General features: G+C 52.7%; 17 protein-coding genes. 8 read left to right on the top strand and 9 right to left on the bottom strand.

Annotated features, from left to right (window positions below; all coding sequences use genetic code 11):
- The 5 genes from CA13_RS19695 to CA13_RS19675 all read right to left on the bottom strand — a co-directional run.
- Nucleotides 1–781: DUF1559 domain-containing protein (locus CA13_RS19695; RefSeq protein WP_419194596.1), on the bottom strand; the 781-nt coding region annotated here is incomplete at its 3' end.
- Between the two features lie 454 nt (nucleotides 782–1,235).
- Nucleotides 1,236–2,717, bottom strand: a complete 1,482-nt coding sequence (locus tag CA13_RS19690) for a uroporphyrinogen decarboxylase family protein (RefSeq protein ID WP_146399517.1) — start codon at nucleotides 2,715–2,717, stop codon at nucleotides 1,236–1,238.
- Nucleotides 2,718–2,867: 150 nt separating this feature from the next.
- A complete protein-coding gene (gene dprA / locus CA13_RS19685) occupies nucleotides 2,868–4,040 on the bottom strand; it encodes a DNA-processing protein DprA (RefSeq protein WP_146399515.1) in 1,173 nt (390 codons plus the stop codon).
- A gap of 187 nt (nucleotides 4,041–4,227) precedes the next feature.
- A complete protein-coding gene (locus CA13_RS19680) occupies nucleotides 4,228–4,827 on the bottom strand; it encodes a dual specificity protein phosphatase family protein (RefSeq protein ID WP_146399513.1) in 600 nt (199 codons plus the stop codon).
- A 10-nt stretch (nucleotides 4,828–4,837) separates the two neighbouring features.
- Nucleotides 4,838–5,758, bottom strand: a complete 921-nt coding sequence (locus CA13_RS19675; RefSeq protein WP_419194595.1) for a helix-turn-helix domain-containing protein — start codon at nucleotides 5,756–5,758, stop codon at nucleotides 4,838–4,840.
- Between the two features lie 387 nt (nucleotides 5,759–6,145).
- Here CA13_RS19675 and CA13_RS19670 point away from each other — a divergent pair, with 387 nt between their 5' ends.
- Together CA13_RS19670 and CA13_RS19665 are read left to right on the top strand one after the other, a co-directional pair.
- Nucleotides 6,146–7,276, top strand: coding sequence for a sigma-70 family RNA polymerase sigma factor (locus tag CA13_RS19670; protein ID WP_419194594.1), 1,131 nt, complete (start codon nucleotides 6,146–6,148; stop codon nucleotides 7,274–7,276).
- 25 nt (nucleotides 7,277–7,301) lie between these two features.
- Nucleotides 7,302–8,705 (top strand): TIGR01777 family oxidoreductase, encoded by a 1,404-nt coding sequence (locus CA13_RS19665; protein ID WP_146399509.1) that lies wholly within the window; start codon nucleotides 7,302–7,304, stop codon nucleotides 8,703–8,705.
- Nucleotides 8,706–8,728: 23 nt separating this feature from the next.
- Here CA13_RS19665 and CA13_RS35420 read toward each other — a convergent pair whose 3' ends face one another.
- Both CA13_RS35420 and CA13_RS19655 read right to left on the bottom strand, forming a co-directional pair.
- Entirely contained in the window at nucleotides 8,729–9,505 is a 777-nt protein-coding gene (locus CA13_RS35420; protein WP_419194593.1) for a LuxR C-terminal-related transcriptional regulator, read from the bottom strand.
- A gap of 236 nt (nucleotides 9,506–9,741) precedes the next feature.
- The gene (locus CA13_RS19655) at nucleotides 9,742–11,313 is read right to left on the bottom strand and encodes a hypothetical protein (protein WP_146399507.1); all 1,572 of its coding nucleotides are present in this window, start codon (nucleotides 11,311–11,313) and stop codon (nucleotides 9,742–9,744) included.
- Between the two features lie 60 nt (nucleotides 11,314–11,373).
- Between CA13_RS19655 and CA13_RS19650 the strand changes: the two genes are divergently transcribed.
- Nucleotides 11,374–11,592, top strand: coding sequence for a hypothetical protein (locus CA13_RS19650; protein WP_146399505.1), 219 nt, complete (start codon nucleotides 11,374–11,376; stop codon nucleotides 11,590–11,592).
- Between the two features lie 116 nt (nucleotides 11,593–11,708).
- On the opposite strand, the gene CA13_RS19645 is transcribed toward CA13_RS19650, so the two are convergent.
- Entirely contained in the window at nucleotides 11,709–12,974 is a 1,266-nt protein-coding gene (locus CA13_RS19645) for a BaiN/RdsA family NAD(P)/FAD-dependent oxidoreductase (RefSeq protein WP_146399503.1), read from the bottom strand.
- A gap of 376 nt (nucleotides 12,975–13,350) precedes the next feature.
- On the opposite strand from CA13_RS19645, the gene CA13_RS19640 reads away from it, so the two are divergent.
- Together CA13_RS19640 and CA13_RS19635 are read left to right on the top strand one after the other, a co-directional pair.
- Nucleotides 13,351–14,502, top strand: a complete 1,152-nt coding sequence (locus CA13_RS19640) for an aminotransferase class I/II-fold pyridoxal phosphate-dependent enzyme (protein ID WP_146399501.1) — start codon at nucleotides 13,351–13,353, stop codon at nucleotides 14,500–14,502.
- Between the two features lie 87 nt (nucleotides 14,503–14,589).
- Nucleotides 14,590–15,552, top strand: coding sequence for an alpha/beta hydrolase (locus CA13_RS19635; protein WP_419194592.1), 963 nt, complete (start codon nucleotides 14,590–14,592; stop codon nucleotides 15,550–15,552).
- A 66-nt stretch (nucleotides 15,553–15,618) separates the two neighbouring features.
- Here CA13_RS19635 and CA13_RS19630 read toward each other — a convergent pair whose 3' ends face one another.
- Entirely contained in the window at nucleotides 15,619–17,379 is a 1,761-nt protein-coding gene (locus CA13_RS19630) for an alkaline phosphatase (protein WP_146399498.1), read from the bottom strand.
- Between the two features lie 267 nt (nucleotides 17,380–17,646).
- On the opposite strand from CA13_RS19630, the gene CA13_RS19625 reads away from it, so the two are divergent.
- From CA13_RS19625 to CA13_RS19615, 3 genes are read left to right on the top strand one after another with little or no spacing between them, the layout of a single operon-like run.
- Nucleotides 17,647–19,602 (top strand): family 43 glycosylhydrolase, encoded by a 1,956-nt coding sequence (locus CA13_RS19625; RefSeq protein ID WP_146399496.1) that lies wholly within the window; start codon nucleotides 17,647–17,649, stop codon nucleotides 19,600–19,602.
- A 45-nt stretch (nucleotides 19,603–19,647) separates the two neighbouring features.
- Entirely contained in the window at nucleotides 19,648–22,572 is a 2,925-nt protein-coding gene (locus tag CA13_RS35415; protein ID WP_419194591.1) for a glycoside hydrolase family 127 protein, read from the top strand.
- Between the two features lie 3 nt (nucleotides 22,573–22,575).
- Nucleotides 22,576–23,409 (top strand): glycoside hydrolase family protein, encoded by an 834-nt coding sequence (locus CA13_RS19615; RefSeq protein WP_419194590.1) that lies wholly within the window; start codon nucleotides 22,576–22,578, stop codon nucleotides 23,407–23,409.
- Nucleotides 23,410–23,412: the final 3 nt, after the last annotated feature.

Below are 23,412 nucleotides of genomic sequence, written 5' to 3'. Positions count from 1 at the left end.
TTTCGCCTGCACGCCAAAACTGCGGACGAAGTGGGTCGATCTTGTCATTGTCTTCGGCCCATGATGGGTTGTCGCGAAGAGGTCCCGAACCAGGTCCGTCGATTGGTGCGGTTCGCACGTCACGGTCGCCAAGGTCGGTTGCAATTTCACCGGCCATGATCGTATTGGACAAACCATCAAGCACATCTCGGAAAGCCATGTATTCACGCGGAACAAACATCCCTCGGCCTGCGACACGGATCTGATTGGCGTTATCGGAATGAATTTCGTTAGGAGTCCCCCATCGGTACTTGCCGACGTCCGTGTACTCAACCGCGTCGCGGAGGCAGGCAGCGTAGTTGGTCCGGCCCAAAGCAGGAAGTCCTTTGCCAGGATCGCTTGGACAACGCAAGGACGAAATCTCGGTGATCCAGGGCAGGTAATCGGACCGCCAAGGTCGAGGACCCATTGCTGGCCATGGAGGCGTTCTTGGTGTGAGGTCGGTGTTGATTCCGAGTGGATTACTGATTTGCTCCCAAACGGCTTGCTGCTCGATGAACGGCAAGACCCCAACCAACCAACCCAACCGAAGTCCGTTGCTTGCTAGGCTGTCGCCATAGTTGCCGCCTCGAGAACCAACCATCTGACCAGGAAGGCTGTCATAAGCCGAATGGTAATTGTGAACGGCCAACCCAAGTTGCTTGAAATTGTTACTGCAACTCATACGACGAGCTGCTTCGCGGGCCGCTTGAACAGCAGGCAACAGCAATCCAACAAGGACGCCAATGATGGCGATTACCACCAATAATTCCACGAGCGTAAAACCCGCTTTTTGCGAAATTCAACCATTTTCCATACTCCCCAAAAAAAAGAAAAGGCATTCACAGAATCCATCAAGAGACTCTTGAGGACTTTTACCCGAATTTAATAGCGGCGGAACTGGAGTTCTTAACAGCTTTTGAAGAGTATTTTGTCAGAAACCCACTCTTTTCGGCGTGTCTAATGGCGTGGGATCGTCTACCTTCGATCGATAGGGCGAGGTCACTGACTTTTAGAGTAAGCAATGCCATGCGTTGGCAAACATGCAATTGTCGGACGATGAACATGACGCATGTTTGAAAGCATTCCAGATATGCTTAATGTGGCCCCTCGCTCCATCACCGAATCACTCCGTGATGCAAACCGTCGGCCAGTAAACGGTGGCCAATGCAACTCTGTTTTTTTGGGGGGGTCTATCCAGTACAACCAATTTCGACTTAGAACGACAACAGCAGTTGCCAGATAAACATGTTGCCGAGCGCATCGATGTCTTGCCATGTCTTGCGACAAATTGCTTCATCACCTTGGATTTCTCCGATCTCTGCTCGCTTCTTTTCCCATGGGTAACATTCACCCGGCTGCAACTTGCCTTTTGGCGGTGGCGACAAAAACGTTCCCGGCTTCGCATCCTCTGGCAGCGGTTTCGGGCCACCGGAAGTCGCCGGCGGTGTACTGTGACCGCGAGAATAGACACCGTACTCCAATGTGGCTTCGGTCAAGATCCGCATTCGGTCCACTGTTGCATCGTTTTGTACGATTGCACTAGCGTCCATGATGTAGCCACCTTCTTTGGCCACTCCGTCAATGATCTCTTTGCATCGCCCCCGAATCTCTTCGGGGGTTCCCATCGACAACAATGTGTTCGCCACACCACCGCTCAGGCAAAATTTGTCTCCAAGAACATCGCGAGTTTTGAAAATATCACCTTGATCAACATGATAAACAATACTGCGATCAGGCAGTTCCGCGAACGACTCGAGATGGAAGTCCCAATTTCCTTCGGCATAAAACAAGGTTTGCAATCCTTCGGACCAGAGGTCTTGAATGATTGGCTTCAATGTCGCCCAATAGATTTCTTTAAAAATCTTGGGTGAAACGAATGGCACGCCACCGCGATGCATCCATATCGTCACCGGAACGTTTCGCGATGGATCCCCCGTCATCTTGGCCACATGGGCTAAATGCGGGGCAAGAGCCTCGCACGCGGCCAGCACCTTCTCGGGACGCTCGAACAAATCGTCGACCAAACCTAAATAGCCACGCAGTTTGTCTGCCAAAATATCCATCGGAGCCTTTAGGATGCCGGCGATCGCCGACACGGTGCCACACTCCGCTCTCAGTCGGTCGACTTGCGGGCCGAAAGCATTGAAGTATTGCATCATTGCCATGCCGGTTTTAACCATAGCAAGGTTATTGTCCGTCGTGCTCGCCTGACCGATTGGTGTAATTTGGTCGGCAACGCGAGGCAGCCAAACGTTGTAGAGGAATCCTGTCGGATCTTCGATCAAGGCGTCATATTCATCCGCCTTCATGAAAGCGTCTTCTTGTTTCGGTTCGCGATACTGGAATCCGGTTTCCGCGGGAATATCAATCCCAGGGATGGCGTAGTACTTCAACCCTATCGATTGAGCGAGCCCGGTCCATACGTAGACCATATTGGCGACAACGGCATCCCAATCGAAACCCGCTGCACATTGACAGGCAGCATCGAATGCGTTTTCGTAGCTGTGCGTCAAATCTTGGCAGGTGTAGCCAGCGTAAACGCCCGTGAACTCGGCTACAAAAGGGCGAATAGGAACGCGGTCAGGCATCTCGTTTCGCATCGCGGTGGTGTAACGAGCAAATCTTTGATCATAGAGCCTTGCCTTCGAATCGGGTTCTGAATCTTGGCTTAAGCGGCATGAGTCAAGATGGTTCATAACGTGACTGCCTATCGTGATGGCCGGTGGGATAACAGGAAGCAGAGAGCCATAGCGTATCGGAACGCACCCTGGATCACAAGCAATTTCAATAAGGGGGCAACCGCAATACGAATTGGAAGACCATTTGATTTGAATTCGTTGGGATCACTAAATCCGCGAAACATATTGGCCGCTCAATCGGCGAATGAGAGATCGCATCTCCAACACACTGATGGTCGCAATGACGCGGTGCGCTGGCAGATTGGTCTTGGCGATGACCTGATCGATCGGTGTGCTGGTATCCTCGATCGCACCGAGGACTTCGCGTTCCAATTCGTTCAGAATCAGTTCCGAAGCGTTGCGAACCGTGCGTCCATCTTCTGCCTCGACAGCTTGGAACATCGGGCCAAGTTCCTCGAGAACATCTTCGACGGTTTGCACAAGCCGGGCCCCATCGCGAATCAATTGATTGCACCCGCGTGAAGTGCGACTACTGACGGGTCCAGGCACTGCCAATACTTCACGATTCATTTCACATGCCAATCGTGCCGTAATCAACGCTCCGCTTCGGTCGGGCGCTTCGATGACAAGCGTCGCCAATCCCATCGCCGCGATCAAGCGATTCCGCTGAGGAAACATGCCTGCATGGGGTTTCGCAAAGGGCCCGTATTCGCTGACCACTGCTCCGCTCTGCTGAATCGTATCGGCAAGCCCCTTGTGCTCGGGTGGATAGATTTGTCCAAGCCCACTGCCTAGTACCGCGATGGTTCGTCCATCCGCATTGAGTGCCCCCCGATGTGCCGCAGCGTCAACACCACGTGCCATCCCACTAATGATCGTGACGCCCGCTTTGGCCAACGAATAACCAAAACGTTCCGCTTGCTTGAGTCCATACACCGACGCATGCCGAGTACCGACAATCGCAACAGCGATTTCATCTTGTGAGAGAACCTTACCGCGAACAAACAAAACCGGAGGCGTGTCGACAAGATCGTCCAACGGACGTGGGAATCCAGGCTGGCCAGGCCGAAGCAGTGATACTTCGTTCTCTTTGCACCACTGGACGATCGAATCAACATCCACAAAGTGAGACGCGGTCCGAATGGTGTGGATCATTTTCGCACCGACACCATGTACGCTTGCCAATTCGGCTTCGCGCGCCGAAAAAACACCCTCCGCGGAATCAAAGCGGTCCAGCAGCGCCGTCAACGTGCGAGGCCCAAGACCAGGAAGAAGAGAAAGTCGCAAGATCATTGCCGTTTCGCGATCCACAAATGATTCGTCATCCATTTCTGGGTACGTTTGTTGCTGAAGATCGTCGACGATTGGGTCCTTTTCCATCTGCGTTCTCCTGAGTTCCGCGTTCTCCTGAGTGACGTCATCGCCCAAATATCTGGTTCACCCAAATATCCGCTTTGCCCAGACATTTAGTTCACCTCGACATCAGGTGTACGCGTGTGATTATGAGGCCTAGCGACTGCCAGGGGGAAAGAATTCGGGGGGCCCCTTCGCGTTTTCGAAGAAAAACTCACTGCTGAATTTGTTCCGCGAACTGCTTTACAACCGGTCGGTCGCCCAAACGTGGATTGATGTGCGACCGAGCTTGCAATAGTTTCGCTTGAGCGTCGGGAATCGAAAGGCCGCGATATTTGATTAACCAACACATTGCCACGGTTGCACTTCTCGCTCGCCCCGCTTTGCAGTGAATGTAGACGGTTTGATTCTCGGCAACATGTCTTTGAACAAACTCAACGGCATCGCAGACGTTTTGAAGACTTGGATGAGTAAAGTCAGTCGTTGGCATGTGGAACTGCTCGATGCCATATGCTTTGTAGGCTTCCTGCGGTCCAAGATACTCTTCGCATGTGTTGACAACCGCCTTGACTCCCTCGGCCGCTAGCCCGGGAACGTCACGGACAAAAGGATAAGCACCGACAATGACATGATCGTCGATGTAATCCCACCAATGCCGGATTCGAAGGATTCGCCCCAGCGTGAAATTCCACGCAAGTGTGGGATAGAAAACGACTTTCGCGTAAAGCCGTTTCGCAGCGGAATAAGCTTGCGATGTTGGCGCAACGACCGGTTCCTCGTCGTGCTTGCTTCGGCCTAACCTATTATCACTCATGGCGACCATTCTATCGCCGCGCAGAATCCTGGGTAGTGATGTGGTTTTCAGCAAATTGGTCCATCGATGCTAGTTCTACAAGTTGCCGCAAATTATCGCACCAAGCGGTATAGCATAACTTCGATCGCATTGTTTCATCGATGACGCGACCACCGATGAACAACGAAATATGTTCCCCAAGCGATCGAGCAAGTCGGTTTTCTTCTGTGACAAACATTGCCGGCGACTCGATCGACGAAACACTTAACCAAACCATTTTTGCATCACAATCGTGAGCCGCCTGTTGAAAGCTTTCCAGTGGCAAATTGCTTCCCAAATTAATAGCGTTCCAGCCAATCTCACGAAGGGCAAGTTCGACCATCGCCGTTGGCAATTGATAATAGTCGTTCGCCGGAGCACCTCCTACCGCCGTCGCTGCTGTCAACGGCGGAGATTCGATTTGACTCCGTAATTCGGCAATCAGTCGAAGGCTGATATCGCAAGCACGCCGTTCTTGGTAGACATCGATTTCCTTGCAATCCCACGCTTCCCCAAGCCCATGCATCGCATCGGCAATCAGGTCTTCTGCGGCTTCGGCACGCGTGGAACCGGCTTCAACGCGAGAGAGTAAAACTTTTCGACAGGTTTCCTCGTCCCCAGTTGCGAGTGCCGCGCGAAAAACACATTGATCGGGATCGTTGCCTCCAGGGATGTGCGTCTTACGACACGAACAGAGCGATGGAAGCCCCAAAACCTCGGGATGACAAAGCGACCGATTCGTCTCGCGCAAAAACTTCTGCAGACCTTCGAGTGTGATTCGGCGGTGGCCGCCAACGGTCCGAATGGTCGGAATCACGCCTCGGTCGCACCATCGCTTCACCGACGACTCGCTAACTTGCATCGAGTCTGCTATCTGCTTCGGCGAAAAAAGGGGAAGTGGAGCTGCCAACACAAGGCCCTCGATGAGGAAAACGAAACAAAAGCTGCACGTTATGGACGTTTACTAGAACGTTTTACAATGCACGAACAGTCCAAATTGTTCGAATTCGTTGCGGAACTGTCTAACTCAGATGAGTTTTTCGATTGTTAACTGTAGGACCTAACATCCACTCGCCAACTCCAAAAGTGCAAATAACACAACAAAAAGTGAAATCCCAGGTGCTGCACGATGAGTCCAGAACACCAAATCCCAAAATTCTTCAGAGTACGCAATTTGGCTGTTGCTTTCGCTCACAGCCATCGGTATAACGAAATGAACGTTTTGGAAGCCCTAATCGTTCAAATCGTGTAGCCTTTTCAATTAGCCTCGTGTCAACGCTCAAATAACAGAGTCAGTCCGATGACGAAAGCATCCCTCTCCATGCCATTCAACTCCACCACTGAAAAGAGCCCAAGTAAACGATCGGGTTCAAAGACAAGGACGCTGAAGAATATAGGCGGAACATCAGCCTCCACCCGGCCGGTCGTAACCGTTCCTGCTAGGGTCGCCGCTTGGATGCGCGGCGAAGAGCTGTCAGCAGCCAGTGCCGAAGCCGATTACACCGCTCGCGATTATGATTCGCTCAACAAAGAGGATTTGAAGCGAGCAACGAAAATGCAACTGCGCCAGGAAATTGGGTTCATTAACAATAAAGAATTTTCGGACCCATCCATTGGCGCGGCGATCTTCGCATCACCTTTGAATTTAGCGGCGCGTCAAAAGGAGATCGGCATTCGAACGGCAACTCGTAGCGGGGCGGATTTACCGATCCACCTCGGGCGACTTTGTGAGGCACCTCTGTTGACTCCAGAGCAAGAAGCGATGCTCTTTCGAAGGATGAATTTCCTGCTACAGCAAGCGGCAACGCATCGTCGCCTGTTGAACCTCCATCGCCCTTCGCGTGCTCGCTTGGCACTGATCGATCGGCTGGTGACCATGGCTCATTGGCACCGTGACCGCATCGTCGAGGCCAATTTGCGACTTGTATTTTCAATCGTCAAAAAGTTTGTCAATCCGAACAATCAATTTGATGAGCTTCTGAGCGATGGTATTGTTGCTCTGATGCGAGCGGTTGAGAAATTTGATTACGATCGTGGGTTCCGTTTTAGTACCTATGCGACTCAAGTGGTCCGACGAAATTCGTATCGAACGATCGTGATGAACCAACAGGAACGCCAAAAGGTCATGGGTGGGCTGCAAGACATGAATCTGGATCTCAGCGACGAAGACCGCGGTTCGTCGATCAGCGAAGGACGCTGGCATCAACTACGATCTCAACTCGCTTCGATGCTTGACGATCTTGACCGCCGCGAGAAATTGATCATTCGCGCTCGATTCTCGCTTGGATCGCATCGAAAGGTGCACACTTTGCAGTCGCTAGCGGATCGGTTAGGAATTAGCAAGGAACGCGTGCGCCAACTTGAACGGCGTGCGATGGAGAAGCTACGGTCCATGGCAGGTGAAGTTCATTTAGCCGAATTAGAAGTGTAGCTGTTTTTTCGATTGAAAAATTAATATGGCTGACCCGCAAACGTATTGTGTCTCGACACGACTCCCGGTTTCGAAACAACAAGCATTTGCGTACCACGAGCGACGTGGGGCCTTGCAGCGTTTGACACCACCATGGGAATCGGTTTCCATCGAACGAAGCGATTGCAGTTTGACAGTCGGAAGCCGGGTTGTGTTAAGGACAAGCTTATTCGGCCTGCCGCTGCGCTGGATCGCTGAGCACACGGAGTACGATCCACCGAATCGGTTTGCAGACACGCAAATCTCGGGGCCATTCGCTTCCTGGGACCATTCCCATCATTTTCATTCGGTGGGCAATGTTGAATCGGTGGGCAATGGCGAAACTTCGACGTTAACAGATTCGATTCGCTATCGGTTACCCGTGGGCGCAATTGGACACTTCTTTGGCAGCGGGATTGCTCGTCGAAAGATCGAGTCCATGTTTGCTTATCGACATCGCATCACACGAGACGATTTGGCCTTAGTGGATTCCTATCCCAACGAAAAACAAACGATCGCCATTTCAGGAAGTCACGGTTTGGTTGGGTCCAAGATGATGACCCTGCTAAAACTTTTTGGGCATGAAACCAAACGAATCGTTCGGGGCAGCCCGTCCGTGGACAGCATCGCAGCTTGGCAAAACGATCAACAGGCAAACCGACTTTCCGAAGTGGATGCCGTTGTTCATTTAGCCGGTGAACCGATCGCGAGTCGTCGCTGGAACGATGAAGTCAAAAAGAGAATACGCGATTCTCGTGTGATCCGAACTCGCCAACTATGTGAATCATTGGCGCGGTTGGACAAGAAACCGAGAGTGCTTGTTTGTGCTTCGGCGACGGGGATTTATGGAGACCGTGGCGACGAGATTCTGGATGAGCGATCGGAACCGGGATCCGACTTTCTCGCCTCGGTCGCATCGGAGTGGGAATCCGCCTGCCAACCGGCTATTGATGCTGGAATTCGTGTGGTCAGCGCACGCTTTGGCTTGATTTTGTCACCGCACGGTGGCGCCCTGCAAAAAATGCTATTACCAGCCAAATTCGCCGGAGGATCACTCGGCAGTGGCAAGCAGTGGTGGAGTTGGATCTCGCTCGATGACGTGCTCGGTGCGATCTATCACGTGATCATGAAAAGCGAGATTGTAGGGCCCATCAATTTTGTTTCACAAAATCCGATCACCAACGCCGATTTCGCGAGGACACTTGGTCGAGTTTTAAATCGCCCTGCGATGTTTCCTGCTCCGGCATTCGCATTACGAATCGCCTTGGGCGAAATGGCCGATGCGTTGCTGTTGGCCAGTACTCGGATTCATGCCACCGCGCTTGAGCAATCGGGTTATCGATACCGATTCACTGACTTAGAAGAAACCCTTCGATATTCGCTTGGTCGTAACCGGCTAAAAAGTACGTAGCGGCGACCAATGTGATTTCCCAGCTACTGCTTTGGTTGGCTGAGGGCTTTGAATCTTTCTAGTTGGATATGATCGTAGGTTAAGCCAACGTGTCCAACCGCGCGAGCGATTTCGGCAAGCGAAGAATAACCGAGTTTCCGTCCGATTTCGGTTTTGTGCCTTTCCACTGTCCGAGGACTACGGTGCAACATCCGAGCCACCTCGGGAACACTGTTTCCGTGTCCGAGCAAGATAAAGATCTCGAGTTCGCGTTTGCTCAGTGACGAAAGGCATCCCAAATCAATGAATTGGCTCGACACGGTATCGATAGCGGACGAAGCCTCTTGTCCATCTCTTCGCGAGATAATCAGAGCATAGTGTTCGTTTTGTTCACCATCCGCAGGATCACTTGCTTGATGGGAGTCAACTTCCTCCGCCCCAGTTGTGGCATCATCGATCCTATTTTCGTGGTCAGCTTCACCCATCCCTCGGAATTGCTGAGCAGTCGATTCGGCAATCGGGTAGAACGTCGATACGAGCCGCTGCCCTTGGTAAATGTGGGTTGCCCGAAGTGGCTTTTCATCTTCGATCACCTTTTGAATCCACCCCAATCGTTCGCGAACAAAATCGGGATGAAAAACATCTTTTAGATGCTTGGGCGGTTGCCGCTGCGGTGCATCGGGACCAGAAAGGCCAAATAGCGAGAGGGCTGCTTCATTTGTGTACAGCAAATCCCCCTCTTTGGAGACAATTGTCAGCCCAATTCCGGGCTCCACCCGAAAGATATCCGCCCAATCGATCGCATCAAACAGATTACCCATGACTCACTTCTTCGTTTCACTGAATTCAAAATTTGGATGGCAAACGCAATGCCATTTGAGCGTCCCCTCCCTCAAATATCCCCGACTAGCGGTTTCCATCAAGTGCCCCGAGGATGGGGGTGCAAAGAAAACGTGGCGGCTGGCCATCAAAGGGGGGACAGAAACGAGCAAAGGACAGGTCCGAAAACCTGTCCTTTTACACTCGATTCGTCTGGTCGCTAGGCGGTTACCAGCACCTACCAAATGTACTCGGCACCGAAGGAGAAACCGTTCAAGACAAGGCTATCGTAACTATAACCTGGTTGTTGGACCGTTTGGGCAGAGATGAAATTGTTGATCGCTCCGTCATCCAGGCCACCAAAACTGATATCGTCAACCGCAATCATGTAGTACGACGATCGGAACGTCCATGAGTGCGAGAGTCGATAGAGGATCGTGGCTTCGAGCTCACCCATTACCGTGATGTCACGTTCGGTATCGTTCAGTTCTACCGTGCCTGGTGTTGCAAGTGGATCGAGCGAATTCGCACTCAAGACCGTGCTACGTTTGATATCGTTTTGCATCCAAGCAAACTTACCGCCGAAGCCAAGGTTCACGCCTGGCATCATGTTGTACCAAAGGTCGAAACCAGCTTGCGGCCCAAACAATCGGTTCTTGTTGCGATCGCTCGAGGAGAAGTAGCGTGGCAGGCTCGCATTGACAGTGTTGTCCATTTCACCCAAGGCCGAATAGGTCAAACCGTCAGTATAGAGAAGGTGACGCAAACCGACCAACCATGATGCCTGGAAGCGACAGTAAGGGCCCATTGTTCGGCGACGGTAGTTGAACTCGAAGCTATCGAAGTCGCTTTCGACATCAACCGATTGGCGAATCGAACGGTCCGTGTCATCAAAACCGTCGTTTGGATCGGTACCGAATTTGCTGATGTAGGAATACAGAACCGGGCTGGCATTGGAAACACTGGCACTGCCACCCCATTCTTGTCCGCCCATGTAGGTGAATTCGATATCGCCACCGGCCCCGAAGATCATCGCTGCGGAAAGTCGCATACCAGCTTCGAGGTCTTCTGCATCGGCATCATCGGAGCTCAACACGATCGGTCCACCGATGCCGAGTGAAGTCAACGCACGACTTGCTCCGCCACGAGATTGGCCCATGAACAGTGCTTCGGCCGACAAGTCACACCAACGAAGGGCACATTTTCCGGCGTCTTGGTAGGGCTTCAACGATGACAGTGCCCCGAGCAAGTAACCTCGCCCTAAGAACTGGCATGCTGAACACCCACTGCCTTGGCAGAACAAGCACATGTGACGCAGATTCGTCAGGCCGCCACAACTTTGGCAACCTTCTTGACCGCATCCGCCGCAGCCTTGTGGAGGCGAACCAAGCTTGCCAAGCAGCCCGCCTTCGCCGAGGACGCAACAGCTTAAGCAGCCACACTGACCACCACATCCCATGCCGTCACAGCCGCCATCGCAGCTGTCACATCCATAGCCAACGTCGCCGTATGGCATTTCGCTGTAGCCGCCCATATTGCCGTAGGCCATCGGAGCAGGACCGCCGCAGTTGCCTGTTGCACAACCGCCGCCGGCGAGTCCGTTGTACCCGACAGGCATGACGGGACCTTGATACATTTCAGGTGGGACCATGCCTGCGGGCGTGACATAGCCGCTCGCTGCGTAGTCCGCGTCTGCATGAACGACTCGCGGCGGCTGGGCATGCGTTTGTGGCAAGCCAGCGTAGATCGCAAGGACCGCTGTAGCAAACAGTGTCAGGCAAGTCGATTTGTAAGGAATCATTCGGTGCATTGCAAACGTCTCCGCGGCTGCTGCCGCAATCGCTAATCGGCCGGTGGTTCAAAAGCGGGAATGATCGCACAAGCACGGAAAGACCGCTTTCCGCGTGCGTCCGAAGACCTCCCCCTCTATTTGGCTCTGAAGGAAGCGGCACGTCAAAACGACATGCCCCAAAACGATACAAAACATACGTTCAAACCGTTCGGCAAAACCCCTTCACGCGGATTTATCGGCACAACCGGGCTCAAAGATTTGGTTATTCCGCTTGATCCGAGTAGGAAAAGTTTGTAGGAAGCGAAATATCCCGTCGTGAAACTCAAAAACTCGGCTTTTGAAAGCTCTTCGGCACCGTATTCCTACTCGCCGCGACTGCTCATCGCTGCGGACTGCTCACTCCTGCGGACTGCTCACGCCTGCGGACTGCTCACGCCCGCAGCTCGCCCAGTACTAAACGCGGCTTGAAAGTTGTAACCGCCGATCCACCCATCGACGTCTAGAACCTCGCCTGCAACGTAAAGGCCTTTTGCAACCCTGCTTTCCATCGTCCTTGGATTCACCTCACCAAGCGCCACACCGCCGGCGGTCACTTCCGCTTTGGCAAACCCGCGTGTCCCAGAAATCGGTAGCGGTAGCGATTTCAAACTGGTGATGATTGTTCGCCTAGACGACTTTGGCAACTCAGCAAGCATCGAATCGCCACACGTCTGCGTTGCAACGGCTACCGCCAACCGGTTGGGCAACCAATCGCTAAGGACCGATGAAACGCGACGTCGTCCGATCTTAGCGGAGGTATTCATCAACACGGATTCAATCTGCTCGCGCGAGTGATCGGGCAGCATATCCAGCTCAACTCGCAGCGCCGTACGACGTTCGTCGAGTGTCACGATGCGACTAACATCCATCGCCCCGGGGCCTGAAAAACCAAAGTGAGTAAACAGCCAAGAAGCTCGGCGACTCATTCGATACTTCTCTACCTTCGCTGAGTTGTTTCCAAATCCAGCCACTTTGTTGGTCGCCGTCACCACACAATCTTCTAACGTGATGCCGGAAAGATCGCGTGTCCAATCGTAGCCTCCCGTGAGCGGCACGAGCGCCGGACGAGTCGGAACGATCGTGTGCCCAAGTTGTTCAAGCCAACCATAAGCGTCACCGGTCGTTCCGCAACCGGGCCAACTTCGGCCTCCTGCGGTAACAATCACACGATCGGCGAGGAAGGTATCGTGATCCGTTTCGATCTTCCAGCTTGAATCTTCGCGAATCAATCGGCGAACCGGTTGTTCTCGGAGAATCCTCACTCCCGCCGTGGTTGCTTGCATCTGAAGTGCGTCGCGAACCTCGACCGCTCGATCACTCTCAGGAAAAATCTTGCCCGTCGCTTCCACTTTTGTCGCGACACCCAGCCTCGTGAACATTTGCACGACCTGCTGAGGGCTGAACGCCCCAACGCTAGGTTGTAAAAACCGCCCAGCGTGTCCGAATGCTGGCAGCACTCCCTTTGCGTCCGCATTGTGGGTCACGTTGCACCGGGTTCCGCCCGACATCAAGATTTTGACCCCCGTTTTACTGTTTTTTTCCAGCAAAATCACTTCCGCGTTACGTTGGGCGGCTTCAGCGGCGGCGATCAAACCTGCAGCACCGGCCCCGATGACGATAATTTGCAATCGGGAACTCATTTGCGGTCACTCATGACTTTCGTGCACTCATTGGTGAATGCGGCTTCGATAGAGACGAATTCGGTAAGGGATTGGCCATATTCGGCAACCGGTGCATTCGAAATGCATTAGTCACCGGTACATTCGGACTTCTCGGATGCCCGCAGTCTACCGTGTGATCACCTTGGATCGAATCGGTAGCTCATTACCAACGCAAACATTTCGACGCCGAGCACTTGTTGCTTCTTATGAAGTACCATAATCTTCGCTGAGTCTCTCTGCGTGTGGCGGAATATCAACGACCCGATTCGATCTTTCGATCCTACGTTTCCAGCCGTTTGGCGAGCGAGATTATGGCGTTGTGGCGACGCTCGAGCAAAGCATCCCAAAGAAAAACATGACCTCTTTCGACTATCTCGCGGAGCGACTTGATCAACTTCGCAATCAACTTCGGCTGCGAGAATTGGTTCCGCGTGACTTGTCCGGTTCGACCTTCGTCGAAGCATCCGGACGTCATTTAGTGAACTTTGGTGGCAACGACTATCTCGGACTCGCCGCCGACCGACGGACATCCGAACAATCCACCGGCAGCACCTCCAGTGCACTGGTCTGCGGATGGACGACGCTTCACCAGACTTTAGCCGACAAACTTGCCGCCCTCGAATCAACCGAGTCGGCGGTTCTATTCCCGAGCGGCTTCGCTGCATGTAGCGGTACGATTGCAACGCTTGCAGAAGAAGGCGATTTGATTCTCAGCGATCAACTCAATCATGCCTCACTGATCGATGGCTGCCGATTATCGATGGCCAAGTGCATTGTGTATCCACACCGCGATGTTCTCTTCGTCGAGGATGTCTTAGAAAAACAGCGGGAGCATTTTCGTCGAGTCTGGATTGTGACCGATGGTGTTTTCAGCATGGATGGGGATGTTGCACCGCTGACGCCACTTTGCGATTTGGCGGACAAATTCGAAGCGACGGTCGTCGTCGATGAGGCTCATGGGACGGGTGTGTTGGGAAAAACGGGTAGCGGTGTTTGCGAAGCACTCGGCGAAAAGCATCGGATACCTATTCGGATCGGCACCCTTAGTAAAGCGGTTGGCAGCCAAGGCGGCTTTGTTGCCGGACCGAGGCACGTCATCAACTACCTGATCAACCGGTGCCGGCCATTGATCTTTAGCACAGCGCTTGCTCCTGCGGCTGTCGCAGCCGCAATTGCGGCAATTGAGTCGTTTCAAACCGAGCCGCACCGCCGCCAGCGGGTGCAAACATTGGCAAGAACGCTTCGCCAGCGGTTGTCACTCTCCCCTATCGCCGATGATTTAACCCGATCCGTCGAAATGGGTGTCCCGATCATTCCGGTGACATTGGGCGAGGATGCCACTGCGATATCGATGTCTCGCCGCCTTTCGGAAGCCGGTTTTTATGTCCCGGCAATCCGGCCACCCACGGTTCCCCCCGGAACGTCTCGGCTGCGAATCTCTGTCTCGGCAGTCCATGAAGACACGATGATTGAGGATTTAATCGCTTGGTTTGCCGCTCAACAGTAGGCTCCTATAAAATTTGACCTTACAATAGGGTGTGTCTAACCTGTAATTCGGTTAGGAATCGTGCAAATCAGGATCCAGGAGTTTTCCATGCGAAGTTCGGCAGTCGCCCAAGCTCAGAACGCCCATTCAAATTACAGACATGCCATCCTCGTAGTGGTCTATTTGTTGTCGATCGTGGTTACCACAATCGTGATGGCAAACAGTGCAGCGGGGCAAGACCGCGGAAAGAAGAAGGAACCTCCAAAACCAACCACCGAGACACTCAGGACTCGTGACGGCATTTCCCTACGAACCTTCTATTTCCCATCGGATCAAGAAAAAAACGCGATTCCGGTGATTTTGATCCATGAATGGCAAGGTCAAGGAAGCCCCTACCTCAAATTAGTGCTCGCCCTTCGCGACGCCGGTTGCGCGGTGTTGATACCCGAGTTCCGAGGCCATGGCGGCAGCAAAGAGTTCACCGATGTGCGAGGCAGGACGCAGACCTTTAATCCTGCGACAATGGGCAAACGCGATATCGAAAGCATCCTTTCGTTCGATTTGGAAGAAGCAAAACAGTTTCTGAAAAAGAAAAACAACAATGGCGAATTGAATCTCAATGCGCTGGTTTTAATCGGCGTTCGCGAAGGATCCATCTTCGCCGCACACTTTACTTCACGCGATTGGCGTTGGCCCTCGATCGGCCGAATCAAGCAAGGCCAAGACGTGAAAGCAATCGTGATGATTTCGCCGGAAAAACAAATCAAAGGTTTCTCGGTCGACTCCGTTCTGACCGATATCAACCTGATTCGACTACCGATTATGGTCGTCGCAGGCGACACCAGTACCGATGCCCCCGAAGCGAATCGTATTGCAAAACGGATTGAGAGCTATAAAAAGCGTCTTGGTCAAGGCGAAGCAAAGGGGTTCAAACAAGAGAAGCTCAAAACGAGCCTCAGTGGACAAGCGCTTGTCAACGAAGAATCCGACTTAATCCCTGCGGTGGTTTCGTTTGTGACCGAAAATGTCACGATCAGCGACAGTGTGAATCCGTGGATCGAGCGAAACTAGTCCGGCTCCGCATCCAGCCCCATTTACATCATCAGCAACACGATTCTGCCGCAAGCAGTGTTGCGCTCACTTTGCCGGCTGGCTTGAACTTTCTTCCGAGTGAACCACTTCCGAGTGAACTCGCCCAGCGGCAGCAATCGTCTCGGCGTCATCGATCACGAAGAAGTGACCATGGTCCGCTGTGATGATCAACGCGGTTTCGTCCCACGCATTGTTGCGATCGACCCACGTGACAACTCGTTCGAAAGCGGCCTCACCGCTCAACACGGCACCAATGCTGTTGTCCAAATTATTCGAGTGGTTTGCCCAATCCACATCCCCCGCTTCGATCATCAACCAAAAGCCCTTGGGCCCCTTCTCAAGAACAACCAAAGCGGCCTGCGTCATATCGGCAAGCGTCGGGTTCTCTTCCAGATCCGCTTGGCTGTACTTCTCGGCCCCCTTCACGTCAAAGGTAGGATTGAATCGACCATCCGCGGTTTGGAACGGCAAATGCCCTCCCTTTGTTCCGTAGAAGCCCAAGAAACGCTGCCCTCGCTCAGCCGCCAATTTCGCGGCTCGCAAAATTTGGTCTCGACCGCATTGGCCGTCGCGACGCTGTGACACTAGATACTTACCACCGTTTTCGATATCGACCGCGCGAATGTCTTCTTCGTGCAGATACTTGTTCCCCTTGGCAAAGTTGTCTCCTTGGCCGTTATCCTTTCCCGTTCCTTCCCCCCAACCGCCACCGATTAGCACGTCGACTCCTGACAACGGTTTGTTTCGGTGCGAAGCCGATGGTCGACCAACCATGTCACGCCCGATGTCCTGGTAATCACTTCGCGACACGTTGTTCGCATACGCAGCCCCTGGGGTTGCGTGGCTGACCGGCACACTTGTAACCACGCCAACCCGAAAACCTCTTTCCCGTTGCAATGTTCGAGCGATAGGAGTCACTTGTGTCCCGTCGACCGCAAAGTTAATTGCGCCGTTGTAGGTTTTGATGCCCGAAAATAGACTCGTCGCCGAAGCCGCTGAATCGGTCACCGAATGGGGGCGTTCTCGATCAACGCCTAGCAAGTAATCACGGCGACTTTGTTCGCGCCACGGGTATTTGCCCCCTCGCAACACATCGTAACCTCCGGTGGTGTCACTCTCTCCGCTAAGAACAACTTGCGAATTCACATCAAACTTCGCACCGCTTTGCCGCGGACTGGTCACAACATAGCCATAGTCGGTCGGTACCGATCGGTAATCTTGGAACAACAACCCCGTCCCCCGGCCACTGTCATAACTGAGCTTGCCGGCTTTGTAGAGCGCAGTCGCTCGCGTGGTTTGCCAATCCGTTCCGTCAAACACCATCACAATGATGTTCTTCTTGCCAGCGTCCACCGCTGCCTGCTGCAATCGATAGATGTCAGTTTGGTCAAAGTACATTGCCGACGGATTGATCGTGTGATCAGGAACCGTTCCGTAAAGTTTTTCGATACGATCCGCGTCTGCGTACGCACTACCTTCTTCGCGCAGGGCGCCGAGCGTGATGCCAAAAGTATAAACGGGAATCAAGCGATTACTGTGGTTCACCCAAGTGCTAAAGCGATCGGGGAGATGCCCCCAATGTCCCCACGTTGCTTTTTGTTCCTTGACCGCCATCGACTGAAATTCACGCATCGCATCGACCGGCGGTACCGTTGAGGCCTTCGCATCTTGATCCAATTTTTCTTGCATATGGGTCCCCACGTTCGCGTCTTGTGCGCGTACCACCGAAAGGGGAACAACGAAAGTTACGACGCCAACCAGCATTCGCAAAACGTCAATTAAATGCTTATATTTTCGAATTTTCATTCTGATTCAAAGGCGGGAAAGTCTAGCGGGATATAAAGTAAAACAGCATTTACAGAATAACGACTCGCATCCTCTTTGTCTGATCCTCTTGGCGAATATTCCTGGATTCTGAAAGCATCAGGCATTGTTCACAACAAACAACTCAAGTCGGGACATCACCTAGCAAAAGCGACCACTGCGAACCATGTCGATAGAGGTTGCCCTCCGGTTCCGCTCCACTAGAGTGGTGGTCTCGTTTAAGCAAACCGCGTCAAGGCACTGAAAAACATGCATACAAAAAAACGCATTCACGATCTCGTCTATGGCATTGCCCTTTCGCTCATCGTCCCTTTCGCTCCGCCCCACTGGGTATTCGCCGACGCGCCCGCGTCCATTGCGGAAGCCTCCACTTCGACTCGGCAAACAACGGTGCCTGCGATGAAATGGGCAGATGATTCGCGAAAAGGAATTGCACATTCCAAAGACCCAAGCGTGATTCGTTTCGGCGATCGCTACTTGATGTACTTCTCGTTGCCACCCGTGAAAAGGTTGCCACCCGTGAAAAGGTTGCCACCCGTGAAAAGGTCGCCAGCAGATGAAAAGCGTGCCACGTTTCAAACACCACCGGGATGGTCAATTGGAATTGCGCAAAGCACTGACCTAGATCACTGGACCAAGGTCGCAGAGCTTTGGCCGTCGCAAGCTTGCGACCAAAACGGCTTGTGCGCTCCGGGGGCAATCGTGCTAAACGGCAAAGTACATTTATTTTATCAAACGTATGGCAACGGCGCTAATGACGCAATTTGTCATGCAGTATCCGACGACGGGCTGACGTTTTCTCGTGACGCATCGAATCCTATCTTTCGTCCCACTGGGGATTGGAACGTGGGCCGGGCGATTGACGCCGAGGCCTTTCCTGTTGATGGAAAACTGATGCTCTACTACGCCACTCGCGATCCGGAAATGAAAACCCAAATGGTCGGTGTCGCATCCGCAGACATCGATTCCGATTTTTCTCGCGATACGTGGAATCAAATAGGCGATGAACCGATTTTGAAACCCGAACTTCCCTGGGAAGGCGAGTGCATCGAAGCACCAACGCTATTAAGGCACGAGGGAAAATTGTTCATGTTCTACGCCGGCAATTACAACAATGGCCCCCAGCAAATCGGTGTCGCAACCAGCGAGGACGGGATTACGTGGAAACGGCTTTCGAACGAGCCGATCCTGCGTAACGGATTTGATGGCGAGTGGAATTCGTCGGAATCAGGACACCCAGGCGTGCTGGTCGATGCAAAGGGACAAACCCACCTATTCTTTCAAGGAAACCCCGACAACGGAAAAACGTGGTGGATCGCTCGCTCTGAAATCGATTGGGCCAACGGATTCCCAAGAATCACTTCGCTTCCTATTCGGCCACTGCTTGACACACCGACTCGCGACCCATCGATTTGCATTGGTGGCGATGGCAACTATTACATGACTGCTACCACAGGCCATCCGACGTGGTGGAAAACCAACGAAGGGATTCAGGTATGGAAAAGCGCAGACATGAAACAATGGGAACCACTGGGGTTGGTTTGGAGCATCGAAAAAGACGGGAAGTGGCAAAAGGATATGAAAGATGGAAACCGCGCCGTCTGGGCACCCGAAATCCATTTCTTCCGAGATACATTTTGGATTACCTATAGCATTAATTGGCCAGGTGGCGCAACAGGTCTTTTGAAAAGTACCACCGGCGCAGCCGAAGGTCCCTACGTCGACACCAAACCAAACGGCCCGATCACGAATGAAATCGACGCGTCGCTGTTCCAAGACGACGATGGAACGATGTATTACGTCTACCAAAATGGCAAAGTCGCGCGCATGAACGACGACATGAGTGGCCTCGCCGAGAAACCTCGGCTGTTGAAACCGGCCAACGCAGCCAATGTCGGTTTTGAAGGTGCAATGATCATTAAAGCCGGCGGCCGCTATCACCTTGTTTGTGCAGAATTCAATCCAGCACAAATCGAACGCACTTACGACTGCATGATCGCCAGTTCCGATTCCCTATATGGTCCCTACGGCGATCGTTACTTGGCAATTCCCAATGGCGGACACAATTCGATCTTTCAAGATAAAGAGGGCAAACTTTGGTCGACCTTCTTCGGCAACGATCCCTATGCCCCATGGACCGAACGCGCCGGCATTCTGCCCATGCGTTTGGACGATTCGGGGCGGCTTGTTCCCGAACTGCGTTAAGGCCCCATCTCCATTTGCCCCCACCTTTACTTTTTGAAATTTACGATGCTGACCCATTCCCGACTTATCCTTGTTATTGGATATTTTGCGTGCTTCGGCATGCTCGATCAAACCACATCTGCCGAAAAGCCTCTAATTCAAAAGGTAAAATCTGCCGCGCCGCCTTTGGCACAGCCGTTTGCTTTAAGCGACGTTCGTCTGCTCGACGGGCCCTTCAAACAGGCACAAGATATCGCGATCGATTATCTACTGAGCCTTGAACCCGATCGACTCCTTGCCAACTTTCGCTCCGAAGCGGGACTCAAGCCAAAAGCAGAGCACTACGGTGGATGGGAATCGCAAGGCGTTTCAGGGCATTGTGGCGGCCACTACCTCAGCGCATGTGCATTGGCCTACGCTGCGACAGGCGACAAGCGATTGCTTGATTGTGTCAACTACTTTGTGGACGAACTAGGGCACTGCCAAGAGGCCAACGCCGATGGCTACGTCGGCGCAATCCCCGAGGGTAAACGTGTCTATGCGGAAGTCGCCGCTGGTAATATTCGCAGCGCCGGCTTTGATCTCAATGGCGTTTGGGTCCCCAACTACACGATGCACAAACTGTTCGCAGGACTGCGAGATGCTTACCGCTTAACGGGTAATAGGCAAGCACTTGAAATCGAAACAAAACTAACGGATTGGTTCGTCAAGGTACATGCAAACCTGACCGACGACCAAATGCAACAAATCATGGTTGCCGAACATGGCGGACTGAACGAGACACTGGTTGACCTGTATGTCGATACGGGCGACGAACGTTACTTGGCTCTATCGAAGCGTTTTCATCACAAGCAAATCCTCGACCCCTTGGCGGCCCAGAAAGACATTCTGCCTGGCGAGCACGCAAACACCCAGATCCCCAAAATTGTCGGTGTCGCCAGGCGTCATGAAATCACGGGCGACACAGAAGATCAACGAATCGCCAACTTCTTTTGGGATCGTGTCGTCAATCACCACAGTTATGTCACCGGTGGCCATTGTGACCACGAACACTTTGGACCTCCCGATGAATTGAATAATCGGCTGAGTCCTTGGACGACGGAAACATGCAATGTTTACAACATGCTAAAACTCTCGATGCATGTGTTTGGTTGGAATCCATCCTCCAAAGTGGCGGACTTTTACGAACGAGCGTTGCTGAACCACATGCGTAGCAGCCAGCATCCCGATGGCCGTGTGATCTACAATTTGTCGCTACAACCAGGGCACATGAAAGAATACCAATCGCAGTACGATGGCTTTACATGTTGTGTCGGCACTGGAATGGAAAATCATGTTAAGTACGGCGAAGCAATTTATTTCCACGGTGCCGATAACGTTTGGGTCAATTTGTTTATTCCATCCAAAGTCCAATGGACTGACCACGGCGTCACGTTAACGCAAACGACACAGTGGCCGCAGCAAGACACGACTCGTTTCACCATCGAATCCCTGCAACCACAAACCTTCTCACTGTGCATTCGCAAACCCTACTGGACTGCTGGCGAAACGGAAGTCTCTGTCAACGGAAAAATTCAAGAAGCGACGGCCGACCAACACGGTTACGTCATGATCGAGCGGCAATGGAAATCAGGCGATGTCGTTGACGTCAAATTACCAATGGGTTTACGAACGGAATCGATGCCCGATAACAAAGACCGCATTGCAGTCTTTTATGGCCCCACGTTGTTGGCAGCCGACCTTGGACCCATCGATGACTCAAAGGCGACCGAGCCTTTCTACGTGCCCGTTTTGTTGACCGATAATCAGCCCGTCGATCAATGGGTCAAAGCAATCGACCGTAATTCATTGCAATTCGAAACCGACGGTGTCGGCAAACCACGCGATGTGAAATTGGTGCCTTTCTATCCATTGCACGAACGCCGCTTCACCGTTTACCTCGACCGTTACACCTCGGAACAATGGGCCGAGCAGGAAGCAAAATGGTTAGCCGAAAAAGAAAAGGAAAAACAGCTCGAAACACGTACGATCGACGTACTTCGGATTGGCGAGATGCAACCCGAGCGTGACCACAACCTGAAAAGCAAGAACAGTCATGCCGGTGAACACCAGGGTCGCAAATGGCGTGACGCTCGCGGTGGATGGTTCTCGTTCGAAATGCAGGTGGACCCCACCGCTGCGAACGAGTTGCAATGCACCTATTGGGGTGGTGAAACAGGAAACCGGACGTTTGACATTTTAGTCAACGGAAAAAAGATCGCTTCTCAAACGCTTCATCAAGACCAACCGGGGGAATTTTTCAATGTCGTTTATGCCATCGACAACGAGATAATCGGCGGTCAAACAATCGCCACCGTGCGCATGGAATGTACCGCGGAAGCAATGGCAGGCGGCCTTTTCGGCTGTCGGATGCTGCGCGCCGAACAGGGGGATCCTGAGGCAAACATAAAAGAAGTAGAAACATCGATCGGTGACGGCCAATCAACGATCTTGCCTTTGACTTCATCGTGGCGTTACGTGACCGACTACCCATCGACGGGTTGGAATTTGGCAAACTTCGACGATTCCGATTGGCAAGTGGGACCATCAGGATTCGGCGATGGTGAGCAAGCCAAAACACACTGGGACTCCGGCCAAATTTGGCAACGCGGAAATCTAAGTCTGGATTCAATCCCCGCGTCACCTCAACTAAAGATTTATCATCGTGGCGATGTGCAGGTTTACGTCAATGGGATCAAAGTCGCCGATGTCATTGGTAACACGCCTCGGTTCGTGCCTCTACCGATCGAAGGGAAGGCGAAGCAATCGCTGAAACAAGGCGAAAACTTAGTCGCCGTTCATGCGACCTGTATCGGCGAATCGCCCATGATCGTATTGCGAGTCGAGGCAACTGCAACACAAGGCTCTGCTCCAGCACCACTCTATCGCGACCCCCGATTCGATGGTGCAGCGGACCCGATGGCCGTTTGGAATCGTCAGAAGAAGTGTTGAACGATGTTCTACAGCCAACGACGTGCCAACTTAAAATACTTGCCCGGCGTCGGTTACTGCTATGGGACGGACATCGGCATGGCTGAAAGCACCGACGGTGGTCAAACTTGGAATTACATCGGAGAAGCAATCGGACTTGAATACGAGGGAGGACGCAATTCGTGGTGGGCGCCCGAAGTGGTCTATGCCAACGCCCAATATCACATGTTTGTCTCGCGCATCAAAGGCATCTACACCGAATGGGGTGGCGTCGCAGTGATGCTGCACTTCACCAGTGATGATTTGCGAAATTGGACATTCTCGGACGAACTACCGATGCACAACGTGATTGATCCCGCCATCTTTCCGATGACGGACGGCAATTGGCGCATGTACTACAAACAAGACAGCAAGACATTGATGATTGACAGTCCCGATCTAAAAAATTGGAGCGAAGTTGGCATCGCAGCCGATGATGCTGGACAAGAAGGGCCCAATGTGTTTCGCTGGAAGGGACACTACTGGATGATTGCCGATGTTTGGCATGGCCAACAAATCTATCGATCCGACGATTTAACCGATTGGACGCTACAAGACGGTGGAACGATTCTGGGCGAGCCAGGCGTCCGCCGCGACGATGCCGCCTTTGGACGTCATGCGGACGTGATTGTTCAGGGAGACCGGGCGTTTATTCTTTACTTTACCCACCCAGGTGGTGACACCGATCACGATCAAGCGACTTCACTAAAACGGACTTCGGTCCAAGTAGCCGAGCTAACCTACCAAAATGGAAAAATTTTCTGCGACCGCAACCAACCGCTGAACTATCGGTGGGATCCCGACGGACTCGATTGGTAAGGG

Origin of the sequence: Novipirellula herctigrandis, assembly GCA_007859835.1 — a bacterium.
GTDB lineage: Bacteria > Planctomycetota > Planctomycetia > Pirellulales > Pirellulaceae > Novipirellula_A > Novipirellula_A herctigrandis.
The sequence above is the reverse complement of the archived record's forward strand: the minus strand, read 5'-3'. Positions and strand labels throughout refer to the sequence as shown.

Excerpts from the sequence above, each read along its gene's own strand:
- CA13_RS19650 (WP_146399505.1), top strand. The coding sequence starts at position 11,374 with ATGATCGCACAAGCACGGAAAGACCGCTTTCCGCGTGCGTCCGAAGAC.
- CA13_RS19640 (WP_146399501.1), top strand. The coding sequence starts at position 13,351 with ATGACCTCTTTCGACTATCTCGCGGAGCGACTTGATCAACTTCGCAAT.
- CA13_RS19615 (WP_419194590.1), top strand. The coding sequence starts at position 22,576 with ATGTTCTACAGCCAACGACGTGCCAACTTAAAATACTTGCCCGGCGTC.
- CA13_RS19680 (WP_146399513.1), bottom strand. The coding sequence starts at position 4,827 with ATGAGTGATAATAGGTTAGGCCGAAGCAAGCACGACGAGGAACCGGTC.
- CA13_RS19630 (WP_146399498.1), bottom strand. The coding sequence starts at position 17,379 with ATGAAAATTCGAAAATATAAGCATTTAATTGACGTTTTGCGAATGCTG.
- CA13_RS19645 (WP_146399503.1), bottom strand. The coding sequence starts at position 12,974 with ATGAGTTCCCGATTGCAAATTATCGTCATCGGGGCCGGTGCTGCAGGT.
- CA13_RS35420 (WP_419194593.1), bottom strand. The coding sequence starts at position 9,505 with ATGGGTAATCTGTTTGATGCGATCGATTGGGCGGATATCTTTCGGGTG.
- CA13_RS19625 (WP_146399496.1), top strand. The coding sequence starts at position 17,647 with ATGCATACAAAAAAACGCATTCACGATCTCGTCTATGGCATTGCCCTT.
- CA13_RS35415 (WP_419194591.1), top strand. The coding sequence starts at position 19,648 with ATGCTGACCCATTCCCGACTTATCCTTGTTATTGGATATTTTGCGTGC.
- CA13_RS19670 (WP_419194594.1), top strand. The coding sequence starts at position 6,146 with ATGACGAAAGCATCCCTCTCCATGCCATTCAACTCCACCACTGAAAAG.
- dprA (WP_146399515.1), bottom strand. The coding sequence starts at position 4,040 with ATGGAAAAGGACCCAATCGTCGACGATCTTCAGCAACAAACGTACCCA.
- CA13_RS19655 (WP_146399507.1), bottom strand. The coding sequence starts at position 11,313 with ATGCACCGAATGATTCCTTACAAATCGACTTGCCTGACACTGTTTGCT.
- CA13_RS19665 (WP_146399509.1), top strand. The coding sequence starts at position 7,302 with ATGGCTGACCCGCAAACGTATTGTGTCTCGACACGACTCCCGGTTTCG.
- CA13_RS19635 (WP_419194592.1), top strand. The coding sequence starts at position 14,590 with ATGCGAAGTTCGGCAGTCGCCCAAGCTCAGAACGCCCATTCAAATTAC.
- CA13_RS19690 (WP_146399517.1), bottom strand. The coding sequence starts at position 2,717 with ATGAACCATCTTGACTCATGCCGCTTAAGCCAAGATTCAGAACCCGAT.